The sequence below is a fragment of the Rhizobium mulingense genome (assembly GCF_029194105.1).
In the GTDB taxonomy this organism is placed as follows: Bacteria; Pseudomonadota; Alphaproteobacteria; order Rhizobiales; family Rhizobiaceae; genus Rhizobium; species Rhizobium mulingense.
Map to the genome: position 1 here is coordinate 333,068 of NZ_JARFVE010000002.1, position 21,176 is coordinate 354,243.

21 protein-coding genes are annotated in these 21,176 nt (G+C 60.7%); 1 reads left to right on the forward strand and 20 read right to left on the reverse strand.

Features of this window, described 5'->3' with window-relative positions; translation table 11 throughout:
• Positions 1–125: 125 nt before the first annotated feature.
• The 5 genes from PYR71_RS01735 to PYR71_RS01755 form a co-directional block, all read right to left on the reverse strand.
• A complete protein-coding gene (locus PYR71_RS01735; protein ID WP_275618005.1) occupies positions 126–1,214 on the reverse strand; it encodes an ABC transporter ATP-binding protein in 1,089 nt (362 codons plus the stop codon).
• 21 nt (positions 1,215–1,235) lie between these two features.
• On the reverse strand, positions 1,236–2,888 hold the full coding sequence (bglA, locus tag PYR71_RS01740) for a beta-galactosidase BglA (protein ID WP_183914620.1): 1,653 nt from the start codon (positions 2,886–2,888) through the stop codon (positions 1,236–1,238).
• A gap of 34 nt (positions 2,889–2,922) precedes the next feature.
• Positions 2,923–4,086, reverse strand: a complete 1,164-nt coding sequence (locus tag PYR71_RS01745) for a carbohydrate ABC transporter permease (RefSeq protein WP_183914619.1) — start codon at positions 4,084–4,086, stop codon at positions 2,923–2,925.
• Between the two features lies 1 nt (position 4,087).
• Positions 4,088–5,101 carry a carbohydrate ABC transporter permease gene (locus PYR71_RS01750; RefSeq protein WP_275618006.1) on the reverse strand — a complete coding sequence of 338 codons (1,014 nt, stop codon included), beginning with the start codon at positions 5,099–5,101 and terminating at the stop codon, positions 4,088–4,090.
• A gap of 187 nt (positions 5,102–5,288) precedes the next feature.
• Positions 5,289–6,650, reverse strand: coding sequence for an ABC transporter substrate-binding protein (locus tag PYR71_RS01755; RefSeq protein ID WP_275618007.1), 1,362 nt, complete (start codon positions 6,648–6,650; stop codon positions 5,289–5,291).
• Positions 6,651–6,947: 297 nt separating this feature from the next.
• On the opposite strand from PYR71_RS01755, the gene PYR71_RS01760 reads away from it, so the two are divergent.
• Complete coding sequence (locus PYR71_RS01760) at positions 6,948–7,970, forward strand: LacI family DNA-binding transcriptional regulator (protein ID WP_183914615.1); 1,023 nt, start codon at positions 6,948–6,950, stop codon at positions 7,968–7,970.
• Between the two features lie 12 nt (positions 7,971–7,982).
• On the opposite strand, the gene folD is transcribed toward PYR71_RS01760, so the two are convergent.
• From folD to flgK, 15 genes are all read right to left on the reverse strand, one after another.
• A complete protein-coding gene (gene folD / locus PYR71_RS01765; protein ID WP_275618008.1) occupies positions 7,983–8,882 on the reverse strand; it encodes a bifunctional methylenetetrahydrofolate dehydrogenase/methenyltetrahydrofolate cyclohydrolase FolD in 900 nt (299 codons plus the stop codon).
• Positions 8,883–9,003: 121 nt separating this feature from the next.
• Positions 9,004–10,740 carry a GumC domain-containing protein gene (locus PYR71_RS01770; RefSeq protein ID WP_275618009.1) on the reverse strand — a complete coding sequence of 579 codons (1,737 nt, stop codon included), beginning with the start codon at positions 10,738–10,740 and terminating at the stop codon, positions 9,004–9,006.
• A 156-nt stretch (positions 10,741–10,896) separates the two neighbouring features.
• A complete protein-coding gene (locus PYR71_RS01775) occupies positions 10,897–11,736 on the reverse strand; it encodes a WecB/TagA/CpsF family glycosyltransferase (protein ID WP_275618010.1) in 840 nt (279 codons plus the stop codon).
• Between the two features lie 292 nt (positions 11,737–12,028).
• Positions 12,029–12,568, reverse strand: coding sequence for a hypothetical protein (locus tag PYR71_RS01780; protein WP_275618011.1), 540 nt, complete (start codon positions 12,566–12,568; stop codon positions 12,029–12,031).
• The gene (locus PYR71_RS01785) at positions 12,568–12,933 is read right to left on the reverse strand and encodes a hypothetical protein (RefSeq protein WP_183914605.1); all 366 of its coding nucleotides are present in this window, start codon (positions 12,931–12,933) and stop codon (positions 12,568–12,570) included. The genes PYR71_RS01780 and PYR71_RS01785 overlap by 1 nt, the downstream gene beginning before the upstream one ends.
• A gap of 124 nt (positions 12,934–13,057) precedes the next feature.
• Entirely contained in the window at positions 13,058–13,621 is a 564-nt protein-coding gene (locus tag PYR71_RS01790; RefSeq protein ID WP_275618012.1) for a rod-binding protein, read from the reverse strand.
• 31 nt (positions 13,622–13,652) lie between these two features.
• Entirely contained in the window at positions 13,653–14,066 is a 414-nt protein-coding gene (locus PYR71_RS01795; protein WP_275618013.1) for a hypothetical protein, read from the reverse strand.
• A 7-nt stretch (positions 14,067–14,073) separates the two neighbouring features.
• Complete coding sequence (locus tag PYR71_RS01800; RefSeq protein ID WP_275618014.1) at positions 14,074–14,826, reverse strand: flagellar biosynthetic protein FliR; 753 nt, start codon at positions 14,824–14,826, stop codon at positions 14,074–14,076.
• Positions 14,823–16,910, reverse strand: coding sequence for a flagellar biosynthesis protein FlhA (flhA, locus tag PYR71_RS01805; protein ID WP_183914599.1), 2,088 nt, complete (start codon positions 16,908–16,910; stop codon positions 14,823–14,825). The genes PYR71_RS01800 and flhA overlap by 4 nt, the downstream gene beginning before the upstream one ends.
• 89 nt (positions 16,911–16,999) lie before the next feature.
• A complete protein-coding gene (gene fliQ / locus PYR71_RS01810; RefSeq protein WP_183914597.1) occupies positions 17,000–17,266 on the reverse strand; it encodes a flagellar biosynthesis protein FliQ in 267 nt (88 codons plus the stop codon).
• An 89-nt stretch (positions 17,267–17,355) separates the two neighbouring features.
• Complete coding sequence (gene flgD / locus PYR71_RS01815; protein ID WP_275618015.1) at positions 17,356–17,796, reverse strand: flagellar hook assembly protein FlgD; 441 nt, start codon at positions 17,794–17,796, stop codon at positions 17,356–17,358.
• Entirely contained in the window at positions 17,787–18,236 is a 450-nt protein-coding gene (flbT, locus tag PYR71_RS01820) for a flagellar biosynthesis repressor FlbT (RefSeq protein ID WP_183914593.1), read from the reverse strand. The genes flgD and flbT overlap by 10 nt, the downstream gene beginning before the upstream one ends.
• Positions 18,233–18,580, reverse strand: a complete 348-nt coding sequence (flaF, locus tag PYR71_RS01825; protein WP_010028573.1) for a flagellar biosynthesis regulator FlaF — start codon at positions 18,578–18,580, stop codon at positions 18,233–18,235. The genes flbT and flaF overlap by 4 nt, the downstream gene beginning before the upstream one ends.
• A 36-nt stretch (positions 18,581–18,616) precedes the next feature.
• A complete protein-coding gene (locus tag PYR71_RS01830) occupies positions 18,617–19,669 on the reverse strand; it encodes a flagellar hook-associated family protein (RefSeq protein WP_183914591.1) in 1,053 nt (350 codons plus the stop codon).
• A 3-nt stretch (positions 19,670–19,672) separates the two neighbouring features.
• Entirely contained in the window at positions 19,673–21,160 is a 1,488-nt protein-coding gene (gene flgK, locus PYR71_RS01835; RefSeq protein WP_275618016.1) for a flagellar hook-associated protein FlgK, read from the reverse strand.
• Positions 21,161–21,176 lie beyond the last annotated feature (16 nt).

Here is a 21,176-nt window from a genome sequence, read left to right on the forward strand (position 1 = left end):
AGCGGCCACTTGCTTATCCCCCTCATAAATTGACGAGGAAAAAGTAGCAGCCGATCTTTAACAGAAAGTGAGAATCCGGTCCGCCAAGTATAATTCTGGGGATCATCAGCCCAAAAATGGCGGCCTCATTTCCGGTAGGTATGGCCGCTTGCATCGAAGAGATGCAGCTTCTGCCGGTCGGCGGCAAAGCGCATCCTCTGGCCCTTATGGACATCGTAAATGCCGGGCAGCTTGACGACGATCGGCTCGCCGGGGACCAGGCCTTCGATATAAAGCAGCGTCACTTCGCCGAGCGCTTCGACGATCGAGACTTCGCCCTCGAAGACATAATCGGCGCCGTCGGCGATCCTCAGATCCTCCGGTCGAACACCGAAGCTCGCCTGCTTGCCCTTCTCGGATGCTTCGGTCGCCACATCGAGCGTGACCGACATGCCGCCGGTCAGCGTCACGGTCGTCTGGTTGCCGGTGCCTGATATCGTCGCGGGGATGATGTTCATGGCCGGCGAGCCGATGAATTTTGCCACGAAGAGGTTGGCCGGGCGCTCGTAGAGTTCCAGCGGCGCGCCAACCTGCTCGATATTGCCGGCGGAAAGCACGACGATGCGGTCGGCAAGCGTCATCGCCTCGACCTGGTCGTGGGTGACGTAGATCATCGTCGTATCGGCCATCTGCTCGTTCAGGCGGGCGATCTCGATGCGGGTCGCGACGCGCAGCGCAGCATCGAGGTTGGACAGCGGCTCGTCGAACAGGAAGACCTTGGGGTCGCGGCAGATGGCCCGGCCGATCGCCACGCGCTGGCGCTGGCCGCCCGAAAGCGCCTTCGGCAGGCGGTCGAGATATTTGCTCAGTTGCAAGCTCTCGGCCGCCGCACGCACGCGCCGATCGATCTCCTGCTTGCTTTCGCCGGCGATCTTCATGCCGAAGGCCATGTTGTCGTAGACGGTCATATGGGGATAGAGCGCGTAGGACTGGAAGACCATGGCGATGCCGCGCTTCGACGGCGGCACGTCATTAACGAGTTGGCCGTCGATATACATCTCGCCGCCGGTAATCGCCTCGAGGCCGGCGATCATGCGCAGAAGCGTGGATTTGCCGCAGCCGGACGGACCGACGAAGACGATGAATTCGCCCTGCTTGATATCGAGGTCGATGCCGTGGAGAACGTCCACGGAACCGTAGGATTTGCGAATATCCTTCAGCGTCAGTCCAGTCATGTCTCTCTCCCCTCCTGATCCTTAAGCGAGACGGGCGAAATACGCCCCCCAGGCCGGAATATCGATCTTGTCGCCATAGTTGTTGCTGATAAAGCCGTGCCCCGTCAACGCCTGCCATTCTCCCGCAGGCAGAGTGACGCTAGCCTCGGCCGGGCACATGTTGAAAATGCAGAGCAGCTTCTCGTCACTGTACTCGCGGGTGAAGACCAGGACATCGCCCTCTGTCTCCTCGAATTCGATTTCGCCCTTGGCAAAAGCCGGGTGCAGCTTGCGGAAGGCGATGAAGCGTCGATAGTGCTCGAGCACGGAAGCCTCGTCGCCCTGCTGGACGTTGACGGCCCGCAGGATATGTTCGACCGGCACCGGCAGCCAGGGCTTGACTGTCGAAAAGCCGCCCTGGGCGACGTGGCTGTCCCAGACCATCGGCGTGCGGCAGCCGTCACGGCCTTTGAACTCCGGCCAGAACTGGATGCCATAGGGATCCTGCAGATCCTGATAGGCGAGATCGGCTTCGGTCAGCGCAAGCTCCTCGCCCTGATAGAGGCAGACGGAACCGCGCAGCGTCATCAGCAGCGAGGCATACAGCTTGGCGAAGGCGTCGTGATCGGCGACCAGTCCGCCCCAGCGGCTGACATGGCGCATGACGTCGTGATTGGAAAAGGCCCAGCAGGCCCAACCGTCGGGGGCTGCGGCTTCGAAATCCTCCATCACCTCCTCGACGCGCTCCGGCGTCAGCGGATCGGGCGCCAGGAACTCGAAGGCGTAGCACATGTGCATCTTGTCATTACCGGATGTGTATTCGCCGACGATTTCGAGGCCGCGCTGGCTGTCACCCACCTCGCCGACAGCGGCGATCGCCGGATATTCCTCGAGAACGGCGCGGAAGCGCTTCAGGAAGGCTAGGTTCTCCGGCCGGTTCTTGTCGTAGACATGCTCCTGGAAGTTATAGGGATTGACCGCCGGCGCCGTCGAGGCGTTGCGGCGCTCGGGAGCAAGCGCGGGATTGTCGCGCAAGAGCGGGTCGTGGAAATAGAAATTGATGGTGTCGAGGCGGAAGCCGTCAACGCCGCGATTGAGCCAGAAGCGCACGACATCGAGCAGGCGATCCTGCACTTCCGGGTTATGCAGGTTCATGTCCGGCTGCGAAGTCAGGAAATTGTGCAGGTAATATTGCATGCGCGTCGGATCCCACGCCCATGCCGAGCCGCCGAAGATCGACAGCCAGTTGTTCGGCGGCGTGCCGTCCGGCTTGGCGTCGGCCCAGACATACCAATCAGCCTTGGCGTTGGTCTTGCTGGAACGGCTCTGCACGAACCACGGGTGCTGGTCCGAGCTGTGGGAGATGACGAGGTCGATCATTACGCGGATGCCGAGGCGATGGGCCTCCGCGATCATGGTATCGAAATCCACCAGGGTGCCGAAAATCGAATCGACATTCTCGTAATCGGAAACGTCGTAACCGAAATCGCGCATCGGCGAGGTGAAGAAGGGCGAGATCCAGATCGCATCGACGCCGAGGCTTGCCACATGCGGCAGGCGGGCGGTGATGCCCTTCAGGTCGCCGATGCCGTCGCCGTTCGAATCCTGGTAGGAGCGCGGATAGATCTGATAGATCACCGCGCCGCGCCACCAGTCCTTGTCGGCGGTCAAGATCGATTGGGAAGCCACGTTCATGAGATATCCTGTCTGAAGTCACGTTTGGGAATGGTCAGCCGCCCTTGACCGAACCCGCCAGCAGACCACGCACCAGATAACGCTGCAGTCCGAAGAAAACGAGCAGCGGCACGACGATAGTGACGAAGGCCGACGCCGTCAAAATCTCCCAATTGCCGCCGCGCGAGCCGAGCAGCGCGTTCAGCCTGCCGGTCAACACGAGGTGATCCTGGTCGGTGCCGAGGAAGACCATGGCGACGAGCAGGTCGTTCCATACCCACAGGAACTGGAAGATGGCGAAGGAGGCGAGTGCCGGGAAGGACAAAGGCAAAACGATGCGAACGAAGATCTCGAAGTCGCTTGCGCCGTCGACGCGGGCGGATTCGATGATCTCCTTCGGCAGGCCGGCGATATAGGCCCGCAGGAGAAAGATGGCGAGCGGCATGCCGAAGGCGGTGTGCGCGAACCAGATGCCGGGATAGGTCTTCGACGGCTGGCCGAGCATATTGCCGATCTCGTTGTAGAGGCGAAGCAGCGGAATCAGCGACATCTGCAGCGGCACGACGATGAGGCCGACGACGAGCGCAATCAGCAGCGCGCGGCCGGGAAAGTCCATCCAGCTCAAGGCATAGGCGGCAAACGCGGCAATCAGGATCGGGATGATCGTCGCCGGGATCGTCACGGTCAGCGAATTGATGAAGGACTGGCCGATGCCCTCGCCGGTTAGAACCGTCTTGTAGTTCTCCAACGTGAATTCCGGCGGCGCTGAGACGGACGCGTAGATGCGCCGCGGCCGCTCGTCAGGCGAAAAGGCCGTGTTCTTCATGTAGCGATAGCTGCCGTCGCTGTTGATCTGCAGGCTCTCGCCATCGCCGAGATCGGCGGTCTCGCCGGCTTCAAAAGCGGCCGGCTGCTGCACGCGGTTGCCGAAGGCTTTTACCGAGCGGCCGGTCTGCCCTTCCAGCACATTGCCTGTGATGACGTAGTTGGCGCCTTCCTGCCGCTGCTGGTCAGGCGTGCCCAGGCGGACGGCGACCGTCTGTGTCGAGCCGACAAAGGCCGTCCACCAGCCGGAGACGACGATCTGATCCCTATCACGCAGGGCGCTGACAAAGATGCCGAGCGTCGGGATGAGCCAGATGATGACGATCAGCAGAACGGCAAGGTGAACAAAGAGACGGGCGGGGCCGATCTTGAAATAGCTTCCGACAGCGGTCATCTCAATGGCCCTTCAGTTCGCGGTTGGCGCGGCGCACGTTCCAGATCATGATCGGTGTCACGGCTAGCATGATGATGATGGCGATGACCGCACTTCGGCCGGAATCGCCGCCACCGCGGAACATCCAGTCGAACATCAGATTTGCCAGCACCATCGTCTGCCACTGGCCGTTGGTCATGGTCAGCACGATGTCGAAGACCTTGAGGACGAGGATGGTGATCGTCGTCCAGACGACGGCGATGGTGCCCCAGACCTGCGGCACCATGATGCGCCAGAAGATCTGCCAGCCATTGGCGCCGTCGATGACGGCGGCCTCGATCGTCTCCTCGGGAATACCGCGCAGCGCTGCCGACAGGATGACCATGGCGAAACCGGTCTGGATCCAGATCAGGATAACCATCAGGAAGAAATTGTTCCAGAAGGGAACCGAGATCCAGACTTCGGGCGTGCCACCGAACAACTGGACGATGGCGTTCAGCAGGCCGATCTGGACGTCGTTACCGCCGCGATATTCATAGATGAATTTCCAGATGACCGAGGCGCCGACGAAAGAGATCGCCATCGGCATGAAGACGATGCTCTTGGCGATATTGCCCCACCAGATGCGGTCGGTCATCACGGCGATCACGAGGCCGAAAAAGGTGCAGGCGGCCGGCACGACGGCGAGCCAAAGGATGTTGTTGAAGATCGACTGGCGGAATTCGCGGTCGCCGATCGCCCATTTGTAATTGGCAAGACCGACGAACTGCAGGCCGGTGCGATCGTAAAAGGAGAGAACGAAGGTCGCAACGACGGGATAGACGAGGTAGACGAAAAGCAGCAAGAGCGCCGGGCCGAGAAAAAGCCATGGCCGGATAACCGCGCGGCGATTGAGATTACGCGATGCGGCGCGAATGTCGCCGTCCTTCACCGGCAGGGCCAGATCCAGAAGCTTGTTGGAAAAATAGAAATAGGCCGAGCATGCAAAAACGGCAAATGCCACGACGCCCAAAGCGGACACTATCTGCGACAGCATTACGTCCCTCCCCTGCTTCCCCTGATCTTATTCCGACCGGTTTTCATTCTGACGGGTCAAGCCCGGTCACCGTCAATATGCTTACATTGCCCAGTCACAATATATCCCGCGATGGCCGGGCTCTTTGCGAACCCGGCCAGTCATGCAGGCCATGCCGCCGGCAAACCGGCGGCATCATCTTGAACGATTACTTGATGCCGTCCCAGGCGCTCTGGATTTCGCCGGCGGCCTCTTCGGCAGACTTGCCGCCGACGAAATCGACCATGCCCGTCCAGAAGGCGCCGGCGCCGATCTTGCCCGGCATCAGGTCGGAACCGTCGAAGCGGAAGGTGGTGGCGGACGTCAGAATCTCGCCTTCCTTCTTCATCTGCGGATTGGCGTACGCATCAGTGCTGACGCCCTTGTATGGCGTCAGGAAGCTCGACTGCGCCATCCATACCTCGTGCGCGATCGGGGTCTTCAGGAAATCGATGAAGGCACGAGCGGCCTTCGATTCCTTGGTAATCGAAACGAGCGTGCCTGCGCCGAGAACTGGCTTCCCGAGTTCCGGATGCGCGGCATAGGTCGGCATGTAGAAGAAATCGGCGTCTTGGCCAAGCTTCGTCCCCTCGGGGAAGAAGGATGGGATGAAGGAGGCCTGGTGATGCATGTAGCACTTCGGCGGAACGGCGAAGAGACCCTTCGGGCTGTCGCGGAAGTCGGTCGAGGCCACGGCCGCGACACCACCATCGACATATTTCTCGTTCTTGGCGAACTTGCCGAATTCATCGATCGCGGCAACGACGGCCGGATCGGTGAACTTCAGCTCATTGGTGGTCCACTTGTCATAGGCTTCGGGTGGCTGCATGCGCAGCATAAGGTCCTCGACCCAGTCGGTCGCCGGCCAGCCGGTGGCACCGCCGGAACCGAGACCGATGCACCAGGGTACGCCGCCGTCCTTGACGATCTGATCGGTCAGGGCATGCAGCTCTTCCATGGTGGTCGGGATCTTGTAGCCGGCCTCCTCGAAATTCTCCGGAACGTACCAGACGAGCGACTTGACGTCGGCCTTGTAAGGGAAGGCGTAGAAGGCTTCCTTGCCGTCCTTGCCCTTGTAGGTGCCGTAACCGACCCAGCTGTCGCCGGCGCCGTAATTGTCCTTGATCCACTTGGAATTGTCGTCGCCGAGCGGCGTCAGGAAGCCCTTGCCGGCGAGATCGGCCAGAAGGCCCGGCTGCGGCAGAATGGCGATGTTCGGCGGCGAGCCCGCCTGCGTGTCGATGACGATCTGCTGTTCGTAGTTTTCGGAAGAAGAGTATTTCGCGTCGACGCCGGTCGCTTCGGTGAAATAGGCGAGAACGCTCCTGAAGAACGCCTCGTCCTCTCCGCGCCACGGCCCGAAGATCGACAGCGGCTGCCCCTTCAGATCGGCGTGCGCGGCCTTGAATTCGTCATAGCTCTTCCAGTTGAACTTGGAATCCTGTCCCGGGGCAAATTTCAGATCGGCCGCGGACGCAGCACCGGCAAACAGCGCCGCAACGGCAACGCCCATCAAAAATGATTTTTTCATGTGATCAACCTCCCATCACAATCCCAACTGCGCCGAATTCCCGAAAAAAGAAATTTCAAAGCGCTTTGACACCCAACTCATTTCACTTTCAGTGGAAGGAAGTCAAGTCAATTCGCGAAAACTCGCCATAAACGCGCGGGATATGGCAGCGCAACGGTGCCTAGCGATGAATATGGAGCGATTTTTCTTGAGTCAAGCGCACGAGATGCTACATAATTGAAAGCGCTTTGGATGCCATTGGGAGGCGGCAGGCCTTTTAGAGCGGCCGACGGGCGGGGCCGGGAGGAAGCATAACAGGTGAATCTCAAACAGCTATCGGAATTGCTCGGGCTGTCGCAGACGACCGTGAGCCGGGCGCTCAACGGCTATCCCGAGGTCAACGAAGCGACCCGGGAGCGGGTGCTCCAGGCCGTCAAGGAAACCGGATACCGGCCGAACAAGGCTGCCCAGCGGCTTGCGACCGGCAAGGCAGGCTCGATCGGCCTGGTCATGCCGACGGCGCCCGGCCACCAGTCCGACGTGCATTTCGGCGAATTCCTGGCCGGGCTCGGCGAGGAAGCCGTGCGTCATGATTTCCATTTCGTTATCATGCCGGCCGATCCTGACGACGAGGTGGCGGCACTCCGCCGGCTTGCGATCAGCGGCAATGTCGACGCACTGTTCGTCGCCTATATGCGCGGCCACGATCCGCGGCTTCCCATGCTGAAATCGCTCTCCATGCCCTATGTCGTGCACGGCCGCTCCTTCGGCGCGGAGCCGGATTATCCCTATCTCGACATCGACAATGAAGGGGCCTTCTACGACGCGACACGTCTCTTGCTGCAGCTCGGCCACACGCGTTTTGCCTTGATGAACGGGCCGACGCATCTCGATTTCGCCATCCGCAGAAGGAACGGCGTCATCTCGGCCCTTGCCGAACGTGGCCTCACGCTCGAGGAGGATTGCATGAGCCACGCGCTGATGACCGACGAGCAGGGCCTTCTGGCGATGGAACGCTTCCTGCAACTGCCGCAGCGGCCGACGGCGATCCTATGCTCCAGCACGGTCATGGCGCTGGGGGCGATTCGCGCGGTCAACCAGGCGGGATTGCGGCTCGGCGAGGACATTTCGCTGATCGCCCATGACGACGTGCTGCCGCTCTTGAAGCCGGAAAGTTTCTCCGTGCCGCTGACGACCACACGCTCCTCGCTCAGGGCCGCCGGCGCCCGCATCGCCCAGCGGCTGATCGGCACCGTGAAACAGACCGGCCCCTTCCCCGAGCAGGAACTCTGGAAGACCGAACTGATCGTCAGGGCCTCGACCGGTCCCGCCCCCAGTTAACACCAGTCCGTTTCAAAACTGCGGCGGCGTCTGCCCTGCAGCCCGATGAGCGGCGATGACCGTATTGGCCATCAGCATGGCGATGGTCATCGGCCCGACGCCGCCGGGAACCGGGGTGATGGCGCTGGCGACAGCAGAGACCTCGGCGAAGGCGACGTCGCCGACGAGCCGGGTCTTGCCCTCGCCCCTGTCGGGAGCCGGCACACGATTGATGCCGACGTCGATGACCGTCGCGCCCGGCTTGACCCAGTCGGCCTTGACCATCTCCGGACGGCCGACGGCGGCCACCAGAATATCGGCATTGCGGCAGACCTCGGCGAGGTTCTTGGTTCTCGAATGCGCGATCGTCACCGTCGCATTGGCGTTGAGCAACAATTGCGCCATCGGCTTGCCGAACAGGTTGGAGCGGCCGATGACGACGGCATTGAGGCCCGAGAGATCCTCGCCATGGGTGCGGCGGACGAAGACCATTGCTCCGGCCGGCGTGCAGGAGACCAGTCCGGTCTTCAGGTCGCCGGTGGCGAGCTTGCCGGCGTTGACGACGCTCAAGCCATCGACATCCTTTTCCGGCAGGATCGACTGGATGATCGGCTCGCTGGCGAGCGGCTTCGGCAGGGGCAGCTGCACCAGGATGCCGTGGATGGTCGGATCGGCGTTGAGGATGGCAACGAGCGCTGCCAGCTCCTCCTGCCTGGTCTCGGCCGGCAGCGTGTGCTGGACGGACTTGAAACCGCATTCCTTGGCCATTCGGCTCTTGGAGCCGACATAGGCGTGGCTTGCCGGATCGTCGCCGACGATGATGACGGCCAGGCCGGTGGTGACGCCGCTGCTCTTTTCCAGCGCCGCCGTCGCACTCTTGACCGTCTGAATGACTGATGCAGCTACGTTCTTGCCGTCGATTACTGTCACCACGCGTCTCTCCGCCCTGTTTCGCGCCAATCTATTGATAGTTGACGAGCGTCAAATGCCCGCTAACGCCCTATCCTGTCGGAAAGCGGCAAGGCAATATCAAACTTGCAAGGAAATGTTGGGTTCAGCGCAGCGCCTGCTGTGCTTCCATCACGTGAAGTCGAAGCCGGTCGCGCAGGCCGGAGATCTCGGAGCGCAGAACCTCCATCTCGTCGGCCGGCGGCGGAGAGGCGAGCGACGGCGGCGCCGGCATTTCCTCGCTTGCGGAAGCCGCGGCGGATTTGCGCCAGAACAGCAGGAGAGTGAGGCCGAGACCGAGCGCAAGGCCCGTCGCGGCCCCGGCCAGCACGCGGCCGATCCGATCATTCGTTCCCGGCACCGCCGCCGCAAGCGGCGGTTTCAGGACGGTCAAATGGCCGTCATCGCCCCTCGATGTCGGCGCCGTCTCCAGGCGCGAGCGCGCGGCATTCGCCTTTTCGCGCTGCTCGGTCAGCCGGGGCAGATCGACGCCGGTATCCCGGCTCTGGGCGATCAGCGTGTTGCGGCGATCGTTCAGGCCCTTGCGCGCATCGACCGCAGCCTTGGCGGCGGCATTGGCGAGCTGGGCCAGACGGGTAAGCTCCTTGCCCATGTTGTCCTTGAGTCGATCCGTTTCGGCCTGCTGCTGCAGCAGGCGCGGATGGCGCGGGCCAAGCTCGGCCGAAAGCTGCGCCAGCGTCGTCCTGGCGACGGCATATTTGTCACGCCAATCCTGCAGCGCCGGCGAGAGCATATCGGAGGGGAACGATCCATCCAGCACGCCCGCGAGTTTCGCCGCCTTCAGCGCGTCAGCGCGCGCCTTGGCTTCGAGGATATTCTGGTCGGCCTGTTTCAGATCGGCATCGAGTCCGTCGATCTGACGGCGAAGATCGATCGCCACCTTGACGTTGCCCTCGCCGCTTTTGGCCGTGAAGGCGGCAAGCTCCGCCTTCGCCTCGTCATAGGCCTTGCGCAGCACAGTGTCGGTTTCGGCGCTCCGGCCGGGACCGCTGCCTGCGGACACCGCTTCGCCAAGCTGTGCGGCGATGCGCATGGATTTGCCGCTGTCGCCGGTCGTCACCCTGACAAGGATCGTACCGGCGGCGACATCGGGCATGATCTCGACCGCATGTTTCAGCGCCGCCTCGGCGCGCGAGGCCGGATCGGCGGCAGCACCGCTGGCCGAGAGGAGATCGAGCGCAACGCCGAGCGCATTGGCACTGGAGCCGGCGAATTCCGGATCGTGATCGAGTTTCAGCGCAGCGACCGTCGACGCCATCATGCGCGCCGACAACAGGCCTTTCGCCGCGGCCTGGGTGAAGGCGGCGCGGCTTGCCGCATCCGTCCTTACCGAAAACGTCGTCTCGGCACGGTAGAGGGCGGGCGAGACCGGCATCAGGGCCGGCAGGCCTGCGCCGAGGACCGTGGCGGCGACGACCGTCATGACAAGGCCGAAGCGGCCGGCGCGGTGGCCGGGCGTTGCCGGCTGCGATCTGACGGGTTCCTCACGGATAACGGCCAGCGGTTCGGGCGGGAGCGCGGGCCCTTCGACCGCAGCGTTCGGCTCCTCCTGACCGGCCGGCGCCGGCAGACGAGCGCGGCCGGCATCGTTGGCAGCCCGAAGCCGGTTGCCGAGGATGGCTTCGATTCGGTCGACCAGCGGCGCCGGGCGCGCCGCCATTGCGCGCTGCTCTTCCAGCGCGCGGCCGATCGCGCGCAGCAATTCGGCCTCGGGGGGCGCGATATCGGCCCCCTTCGACCGCCGGCGATAGGCGACGTCAAAGGGGCGCGGCCCCGCGGCTGCGCGATCCTGGAAGCTGTTTCTCGCCCTTATATCGTACATTTGCGCCACTTCTCATGCACATGATGGCCGAGTTCAATCATCCGCACGCGATGCAGATGATTAAGCTACCCTAAATATTCATGGCAAAGAAATGGTTAACCGTGACTGGCAAGAACTGCAGTCCGATGTGTCAAATTTGAACCGGACGCTGCCGGTTCAGCTCGCCTTCCTGCGATCCGCAATCGGCTGCGAGACGCTGCGCTGCTCTTCCGGTTGGCTGAGAATTCTTTCGCGACGACGGAAGCGGTAGCGCAGGACATGGAAGAGGAAGACCGGAATGCCGATGATGTAGCGCCGCCAGAGCCGCGCAGGCTCCTGTATCAGCCGATAGGCCCATTCGAGACGCATCATCCGCACCGTCTTCGGCGCCCGCGGAACAGCGCCGGAGACGAAGTCGAAGAGCGCGCCCACCGTCAGCACCAGCCGCGCATGATCGGCGCGGATCTTGTCGTGGACCCATTTCTCCTGCAACGGCGTCCCCATGCCGACGATCAGAATGTCGAGCTTCTGGCGCTCGATCTCCTCGGTGACATCAGTGGAGTCGACCTTGTCGAAAAAGCCGTCGGAAATGACGACAAATTCATGCCAGGGTGTGTGCCTGCGAAAATTTTCCGCCGCCGCCTCGACGACCGAGCGCGCGCCGCCGATCAGGCCGATGCGGCGCGGAGTCTCCATGAAGGTAAGAAAGGCCGGGACGAAATCGGTGCCGTTCAGATTGGCGGGAAACGGCGAGCCATGGGCAATCTGCGACGCAATGTTGAGGCCGATGCCATCAGGCAGCACGAGATTGTGCGACATGATCCGGTAATAATCGTCGTCGCGCAAAGCTGTCAGCATATTATGAGCGTTGACGAAGCAAACCACGGTCTGACCGACGGGAATGGAGGCCAGCTCGTTGATAAAAACGAGGGCATCGTCCCAGCCGAGATCACAGACCGGCAGATCGAAGATTGTCCGCCGCGACGCAAGCACCGCGAAGTTTGCAATCAAATTCATTCTTACCTCCTGCCGAGGGTGCGTCATGCGCCCAACATCCCGGAAAACAAGCCCATATTCCGCACCCCGGAGGTCTCGAAAGGACCGGTCGCGTCACGCATGGAACGACGTCGCCCCGATCGCGGAAGCGGCGCATGCCAAGCTGTGCCACCTGATATAACAGGACGGTTTCAAACAACCCTTAGGAAAATTCCTTGGATTTTGATGCTCGTATAAGTAGTTTATTAACCAAAAGCAGCCCAACGGCAAACGGCGCCCGAAGGCGCCGTTGCTGTATCGACAGTCAGTTGTTTCAATGGGCGGCCTGGGCCGGTGCTCCCTCAGCTGGTGCACCTTCGATGAGCTTGACCGGTGTACCGAGCTTCTTCGGTTGACCGGCCGAATTTTCGTTGACCTCTTCCTTGGAGAGATAATCGAGCTGCTCCAGCATCACGTCGGCGACATACTCCCCGCCGAGGCGCTCGTTCATGCCCTTCTTGATCTCCTCGCGGAAGGCCTTCGGGTCGAAGGATTTGATATGCGCGAGATCGACCATCTTGTTGCCGACAAGCAGACTGAAAAGTTCGTCGGTCGTCATCTCGGTCAGCGGCAAGGTCACGCCCTTCAGCATGTCCTTGTTCATCATGAAGGAAATACGGCCGAGGAAATAACCGGTGATCGCGCCGTTGCCGATGACCGGCACAGTGATCGTTTCACCCTTCACCAGTTCGAGCGCGCTCTGCCTGGAATCGGATACCGCGGGCGCCGGCGCCGTCGCCAGATACACCGAAAAATAGACCGAGGCCAAGGTGATCGCGCAAACCCAGAGGCCGGTAAGGACGAGCTTGATCATCAGTTTCCACGCGCGGCGAATTGTTCCTGAGAATAGGTGCCGTCGGCGTCGGCGTCCTGAACGGCATTCTTCAGGAGGTCGGCGACGGCGCGAACCGCTTCGAGATGCGCCTCGACGCGCCGGGCGTTGAGAACCAACTTCTTCTTCAGCCCGTGCAGCTGATCGAGATGGGCAGCGGCAAGCTCGGCCGGATCGGTATCGCGGAAGAGCATCGACAGCTCGTAGAGGCAGCGGCTCTTGTGCGCGTTGGAGACCTTGAGATCGAACTGCGGATCGCTGCCGATCCGGGTATTCTCATTGTCGATGATCATTTCGAGGCGTCCGAGAACGGATTTGATCCTGTATTCGTTCGAAATTATTTCCATTGTACCCTCGATTATGCGTTGCTTAGAGCATGATGCCGAAAAGTGTGCGCGGTTTTCGGACGACATCATGCTCTAACTATTTAATTAGAACAGGATTCAGATTTTCAGGCCAACGGGCCTAAGATCATCCTGTTCTATCGGCCTTGGCGTCCGCCGTCGGCGTGCCAAAGGTCTTGCGCTGGAAGTCGTCGATCATGCTGAGCGCGGTGTTGCGGTCACGATCATCGGTGGCGGCATTGACGATCTTGCCTTCCTGCCGGCGCAACTGCTCGCTGTACATCTGCTTTGCAATGCCGATGCCGTCGCCCTTGGCCATGGTGTTGCCGAGCTGCTCGGCCATCATGCCCTTCCAGATATCGCCGGTCGCGCCCTTGCCGTAAACGTCTTCACTTTCGCTCGGCAGCATCGACTTGACGAAGTTCTGCAGCACCATGGCCTCGAACTTCCGGTAGCTTTCCGGAACCTCCTCGGCCTTGGTGCGGTTCTGAATGTTGGAGAGGCCGCTCTTCTGGCCGATATCATCGAGAACGTCGACCGTATTGGAGAAGCCCTTGCCGTTCTCGGCGAGGCTCGTTGCGGCAAAGGCCGCACGATTTGCCTTCAGTTTTTCCTGGGCTACCTGAACCTCCATGGGGTCGGCAGCTTTGACAACGTCCAGAACCAGATCACTGGGGGGCGAAATAGCCACGTTACAATCCTCTAAATTAAGATCGTAACGATTATGGTTTTTGAAGCTTGCTGGAGGCTGGCGTTGCGAATTGCTGATCGATGACATCGTAAACGGCATTGTCATCGGCCTCGCGACGCTCGGCGTCCAACGCCTCCTTCATGCCCTCTTCCAGGCGATCGGCCTTGGCGCGCTCGCGCGTCAGCCGCATCTCGTGGATCTGCTGCATGCCGGTCAGCTGCTGATCCTTGATCGTCAGCCTGCCGAATCGGTCGGCATAATTCTGCGAAAAGGCGTGGTGGACCGGGTCCATCGAACCGAGAGCGAGAATGACGTCGTCCATCGCCGAATTGACCTCGATGCGCTGACGGCTGGTTTCGGCCAGGTCGTTCTCCGCCATCCTCTCCATATGCCGCTGCACCGACAGCAGCCGCTTGAGTTTTTGGGAGCGGCTCTTCTCGATCATATCAGCCTCATCGCCCGATATAGATCGAACTGAAGGCCTGACCGAACTGGCTGACCAGCGCCGCGACCGAGACATAGAACAGGAAGAGCCCGCCCATCAGCAGATAGGGCGTGGAAATGAAATAGACCGGGATCTGCGGCGCCAGCTTGTTGATGAAGCCGATCGAGACGTTGAAGATCATGCCGTAGATCAGAAAGGGGCTCGACAGCCGCAGCATGATGTAGGTGGTCTGCTCCAGCGTGTCGGTAAAGGAGATCAGGGTCGCGCGCATCTGCGTCAATCCGCCCAAGGGCATGGTCGTGTAGGAATCGACCAGCGCGCGGAAGACGATGTGATGGAAATCCATGATGAAGAGAATCATGATGCCGGCAAAGGTGATGAAGCCGGAAAGGCTGGTCTCCGGCGCGTCTTCGATGACATCGACGGAGCCCGGCTGGGTATAACCGACCATCATGGCGATGATCGTCGCCGCGAACTGCATGCCGAGCGTATAGATTCTCGCCAGCATGCCGTACATCACGCCGACCAGTGATTCGCTGAAAATCAGGCCGATGTAGGTTCCGGCTCCCGTGTGGACAGCCGGATAGACCGTGTCCCAGAGCAGCGGCATGAGCGCGATTGACAGCGCAGCGGCGATGAAGACGCGCAGCTGCTCGGGCACGCGCGCCGAGGAAAAACCCGGAAGAGCCAGCACACAGCCACCGATCCGGCAGAAGACCAGGAACAGCGCGAGAACGGTCCCTTGCGGGTCTGTTATCATGAAATCGAGCCCAAAATCTTTATCTCGATCCCTTTGGCCAACTCGACATGCGATAGGACCGGGAGCGTGGCGAACAGCCGTTCGATGATCATGCGCACATAGGAGCGCGTTTCCGGCGACGTGACAAGGGCGAATGGCAGGCCGCGATCCATGAACTCACGGATAACTTTGCTGGCCTGCTCGCTGAACTCCTCCAGGCTTCTGGGATCGATGTCGAACTCGATCACCTCGCCCTTGGCGTCGCGCTTCAGCGCCTGGTGGAAGGCGAGATCCCATTTACTGCCGAGTCTGAGCACACGCAGCACGCCGTTGTCGGCAAGATCGCCGCAGAGCTGCTGGGCCATGCGGATGCGGACATGCTCGACGATCTGCTCGGTCTTCCTGACATGCGGCGCGAGCTCGGCCACCGCCTCGAGAATGAGGTGCAGGTTGCGGATGGAAACGCGCTCGGCAAGCAAGAGTTTGAGCACCGCCTGCAGGCCCGAATAGGACATGTGCGACGAGCAGATCTCGTCGGCGAGCTTCTTATATTCCGGATCGAGGCGGTCGATCAGCACCTTGACGTCCTTATAGGATAGGAGCTGCGGCAGGTTGTTGCGAATGACCTCACTCATGTGGGTGAGCACGACGGAGACGTTGTCGATCGGCTGGAAGCCCTCGCGTTTCAGATCGTCGGCGAAGTTTTCGAGGATCGAGACAGCCGGCATGCCGAAAGCCGGTTCGCGAATTTCGTCGCCGGGGATGCTCGGGCGCCGGCCGGCGCCGGTGACAACCAGGACTTCGCCGACACGCAGCAGATTGGAGGCGACCGTCGTGCCGTGGATGCGGATCTGATAGGACTTCTCTGCGATCGCGATGTCGTCGGTGACCTTGATCTCCGGCACGACGAAACCGTATTGCGTGGCGAATTTCTTGCGCATCTTGCCGACGCGGAAAGCCAGTTCCTGATGGGCGCCGAGCAGGCGTGTGGAGACCATCTTGCCGAGCGCGAGCTCGATCTCGGAGGTGCGGAGCACCGACTTGACCGAATCCTTCTCCAGCTCCTTGTTCTGGACGACCTTCTTTTCCTCCTGTTCGCGGCGCAGCTTGTTTTCAGCCTCGACCTGTCGCGGGATGAACCAGGCGCCGAAGGCGAGGAGACCGCCGAGAACGGTGAAGGGAATGGTCGGCAAGCCCGGCATCAGGCCGAGAACGAACATCAGCACGGCTGAGACGGAGAGTGCGCGGGGATAACCGCTCAACTGATTGACGACCGCCTGGTCGGTGGAACCGAGGGTGCCGCCGCGGGAAACGAGAAGGCCGGCGGCGAGCGAGACGATAAGGGCCGGCATCTGCGAGACGAGACCGTCGCCGACGGAGAGCTTGACGAAGACGTCGGCCGCTTCGCCGATCGGCATGCCGTGGCGGAAGTAACCGATGATGATGCCGCCGAAGATATTGATGCAGGTGATGATGAGGCCGGCGACGGCATCGCCGCGCACGAATTTCGAGGCACCGTCCATCGCACCGAAGAAGGAGCTTTCCTCCTCGAGTTCCTTGCGCCGGCGCTGGGCTTCCCTTTCATCGATGATGCCAGCCGAAAGATCGGCATCGATCGACATCTGCTTGCCGGGGATGGCATCGAGGGTGAAACGCGCGCCGACTTCGGCGATACGCGTGGCGCCCTTGGTGATGACGATGAAGTTGATGGTGATGAGGATCAGGAAGACGATCAGACCGATGACGAAGTCGCCGGACATGACAAGGCTTGCGAAGCCGGCAATAACGCCGCCGGCCGCATCGTGGCCTTCGTTGCCGTGGGACAGGATGACGCGAGTGGTGGCGATGTTGAGCGCTAGCCGGGTCATCGTCGCGATCAGCAGGATGGTCGGGAAGGACGAGAAGTCGAGCGGCTTCTGGATCCACAGCGCGACCATCAGGATCAGCACCGAGAAGGCGATCGAGAAGGCCAGCCCCATATCGATCAGGAAAGGCGGGATCGGCAGGAAGAGAATGCAGATGATGCCGATGATGCCAAGCGCAAAACCGACATCGCGCAGGCTCGGGACGACTTTCGGAAGGGGGAGTGCGGGTGGTTGCGCCATGACGATTCCGTCTCTTCATGAGAGGAGGCGGAATTGAGTCCGCCCAGTTGGGATCGAGAGTTAAATGGCGAAGCTTGCGCGAAGGTGGCTCAGAAGCCGGATTGAATGCGGGAGAAGACCAGATTGGTGAAAATCGAGATCTGCGAGCCGACGAAGGGTGCTGTGATCCCGACGGTGATGAGCACCGCGACGATCTTCGGCACGAAGGTCAGCGTCGCTTCCTGCACCTGGGTCAGTGCCTGGATCAGGGCAATGACCAAACCCACCACCATCGCGGCGATGACGGCGGGACCGGCGGCAATCAGGACGGTCCAGATCGCGGCTTGGAACAGATCCAATGCATCAGCTTCATTCATCTGAAGGCAACCTCATATCGCCTCGAAGCAGCCCCGCCCTGGCCGGGCCGCTGTTGATTTGTATCACCCGACACGTCGGCGCCGCGGCATCAGGTATCGCTGGTCGTGGTCGTCGTCGTCGGCGCCTTGTCAGCAACGGTGATTCCCGCCTGCACGAGTATCTTACCGCCATCCGTGGTCGTCGCAATGATGCCATCGGAATAAACCTTGACGGATTCAACGGTGCCTTTGACGGTGCCGTCGGCGCTTTCCATATATTTGCCGACGTAGCTGCTCGCCTGGGTGAGGCTCGAGCTCGACAGAAGCGTATCAAGTTTGGTGTTCGTCTGGATCGTCTGCTCAACCTGCGAGAAGCTTGCCAGCTGCGACATCTGCTCGCTGGCATCCATCGGATCGGTCGGATCCTGGTTCTTCATCTGCGCGATGAGCAGCTGAAGAAAATTGTCGTAATTCAACGTCGCTTTTTTCTGGGCCGAATTCGTCGAACTCGTCGTCGAAGTGCTCACGCCCGACGTTGCATCTACCGCCATGGTGCGATCTCCCTGCGAATCTGCTCGACCATCGTCGGCGGCAGCTCGTGGTTGTTGAGGATATTGTCTTCGATCGCATAGAGGCCGCGGATCGCCTTCAACGCATCGAAAGCGCGGCCGGTCGAGACGAGTGCATCGATCCGCTTCAGCTCGGCGAGGACTTCCTCGTTCTTGAAGCAGGTGAGCAGCATGGTGATCGACTTGCGGAACATCGCCGTCGAGTGGTCCTTGCCCTCGGGGTTGATGAGGATCATCTGCGCGATGAAATAGAGCTGGCGCAGAGGCGTCGTCGCGCCTTCCGGCTGAAGGACGTGATTTTCGAGAAGGAACGTCACATCATTCAGGAATTCCAGCGCGACCTTGCGGTCGACACGCAGGACGGCGCCGTTGATGAAGATTCTTTCCCCGGCTTTCAGAGAAATGCGAAGTGTACTTTTCATTTAAGTCCATCCCTGATGATGGTGGTAACGTCGATGATGCCCTGGTAGTTATTAGACAGACGTTTTCTGATCCTGTCGCATTCCTTCAAAATCCAGATTGCGATCGAGATGAGATTGGCCCTGAGCTGAACATCCAGCTGGTTGTCCGGATGCTTCAGATCCTCGATGAAGCTGATCCACACCCGGCGCGTATAAAACAGGGCTTCAATGGCTTCCCGACCGTATTTTTCCTTGTCGCGCGCCAACGACAGCAGTTCTATGGACCGGTCAAGAACCTGCCATTCCCGCTCTTTCGCGTCGGCCACCGAGTCCTGCATGACTTCGGCATATGAGAACTGATACATTCATGCATCCTTCTTTATACTGCGCGCCTTTGCTCATCAAAGGTAGTTCACGAGACTCAACTGCTGGATCTTCGAAACAATTGTGTAAGCGGTTTCAAGCTGTGTTTCCAAGGTCTTGACGAGGGTCGAGGCCTCGTAGGGGTCGACGCCCTGGAGATCGACCAGCTTGTTCTTGATGATGTTCGACTGGGCGTCGAGCGCGTCATTGGACTTCTTGACACGCTCCTGGGAGAGGCCAAGCTGGCTTGCCTGCGTCACCAGGCCGCTGGTCGCCTTGGCCGTGTAGCTGATTGCCTGCTTGGAGACAGTCGTCATTGCATCCGTGCTGAGGTTCTGGCCGAGCAGCGCGGAGGTCATGACCGAGGCGAGCGCAAAATACCGCATGCCTTCGGAATTGGCGTTGGTCGAGGATTCGATCACTTCCGAGTTGCTGATGCGGCTCGTCATGTTCTGGCTTGATGCCTGCGACCATCCGGTCGCCGCATTGGTCCAATTGGCCTGGCTGAACATCGGCTCGACCGTCGTCGTGATGAAGGTCTGCATTTCGGTGCCGGTAAGATCGCTGACGGCCTTCGGCGGGACAAGAGCCGCGGCGTAGCTGTTCAGCGCCGTAACGATGGCCGCACTCGTGGCGGTCGTCTTGTCGGTCAGCGGCTGCACGTCGGTATTGATGCCGGAGAACAGATATTCGCCGTTCACCATGGTATTGGCCGTATCCATCAGGGTGGACAACGCGCTGGTCGCCGACTGAATGGCGACGGTGATGCTGCCGGGGTCCTTGCTGCCCTGGAGTGCCGTCAGCTTCGACACGAGACCATCGCCGACGTCCTTCATCTTGGAGAGACCGAGCTGGGAGGATTCCATGCGTGCGCTGACAAGCGAATTGCTTGATTTGATCGAATCGATCCGGTCTGTCTCTCGGGTGAAGTCGACGCTTCGGGCCGCATTGCCACCGAGCGAGACACCGATATCCGCATAGACTCCCGTCGTTGCTTCCATCGTCGCCTTGGTCATCTGGTTCTGCGCCTGACGGATCGTCAACCGCATCGCATTCTGAATGGCCGAACTTGAAATAAATGAGCTCTTCATGGCTTAACTCGCGATATCCAGCAATGACTTCAACATTTCATCGACGGCGTTCAGGATTTTGGTCGCCGCCTTGTAGGACTGCTCGATGTCGAGGAGCAGCGTCAGCTCCTCGTCGAGGTTGACGCCGGTCTCATTGGAATAGGCTTCGTCGGAGCGCGACAGTGCCGCCGAGGTATTTTCGGCCGCCGTCGTGGCGTTGCTGCGATACTGCTCGAGCCAGCCTAGGGAATTCGTGGCGTATTCCATGATGCTGACGTTGGAATCGATGCCCGTCGTCGCGTCGAAACCGACAGGCGCTCCGGCTGCCGGATCGAAATCGATGTCGGCGCTCATCGCGGTATAGAGTCGGTCGAGTTCAGCCGTGTAACCGCTGACGCCTGACGTGTTCAGGACGACGCCGGTGGCGTTGACGCCGCCATCGCGCAGGCGCATCGGGTCGCCGCCTTGCGAGGTGATCACGCGGGCGCTGACGCTGATGGTCGAGGCCATGCCGGCAACCGCGGTGGCGCCGGTACTGACCGTGCCGCCGCTCCAGGTGAAGAGACCGGGCACATAGGCCGGGGGCGCAGCGGTATTCTGCTCCTTGAAGAGCGAGACAAGGCCGCGGGCGATTTCGTCGAGCTGCTTCTGGAAGTTGGGAGCGATCTCGTCGCGGATCTGGAGAAGCGACTGGAGGCTCCCCTGCCCCGTCGTGGTCGAGCCCTTGCCGAGCGGCAGCGCGACGCCGTCGATATAAACGGAATTGCCGACGGTGGAGGCGGTATAGACATCCTGGGACTTGAACGTCACCTTGCGCGGGACCGTCTCGAAGAGGATCGTCCCGTCGGGCGTGCTCAGCACCATATCGTTATTGTCGCGCGTCGTCGCGCTGACGCCAACGATCTGCGAAATCTGCTTCAGGACTTTTTCGCGCTCATCGAGGGCGCCGGATGCATCCGTGCCGGAGGCCGTGGCGGTCTTGACCGCATTGTTGGCCTTTTCGAACTGGCTGAGCAGCGTGTTCAGCGTATCGACGGCCGTGGTAATCTCTTTGTCGGCGTTGGCGCGAACATCCTGAACGGATTGCGAGGCATTGTTCAGCGAGTTGGCGACGTCCTGGGCGGCGGTAATGGCGCCCTGGGCGGCTACTGTGCTGCCGGGCGTCGTGCGGAAGGCTTGGAGCTTCTCCTGGAACACCCCGAGATAGGTGGATGGCGACGTTTCGTAGTCATTGCCACCCATGATGGACTTGAGGTCCTCGAGACCGCCCAGCAAAGTCTGCTGGGCGCTGTCCTGAGAGGACGTCTTGAGGTACTGGCGCAGCAGGGCATCTTCCTGTGCCCGGTTGATCTGCACAACCTGCGCGCCGTTCAGGGAGGTGGTAAGCATTGCCTGCCGGCGCACGTAATCTTTGTTGCCGGCATTTGAGATATTGTTCGATACTACACTGCTCTGCGTGCCGGTATTGTTGAATATGCTCTGCGCGGTATTAAGTGCGGACGTGAGCGACATGGCTTAGCCGTTACCT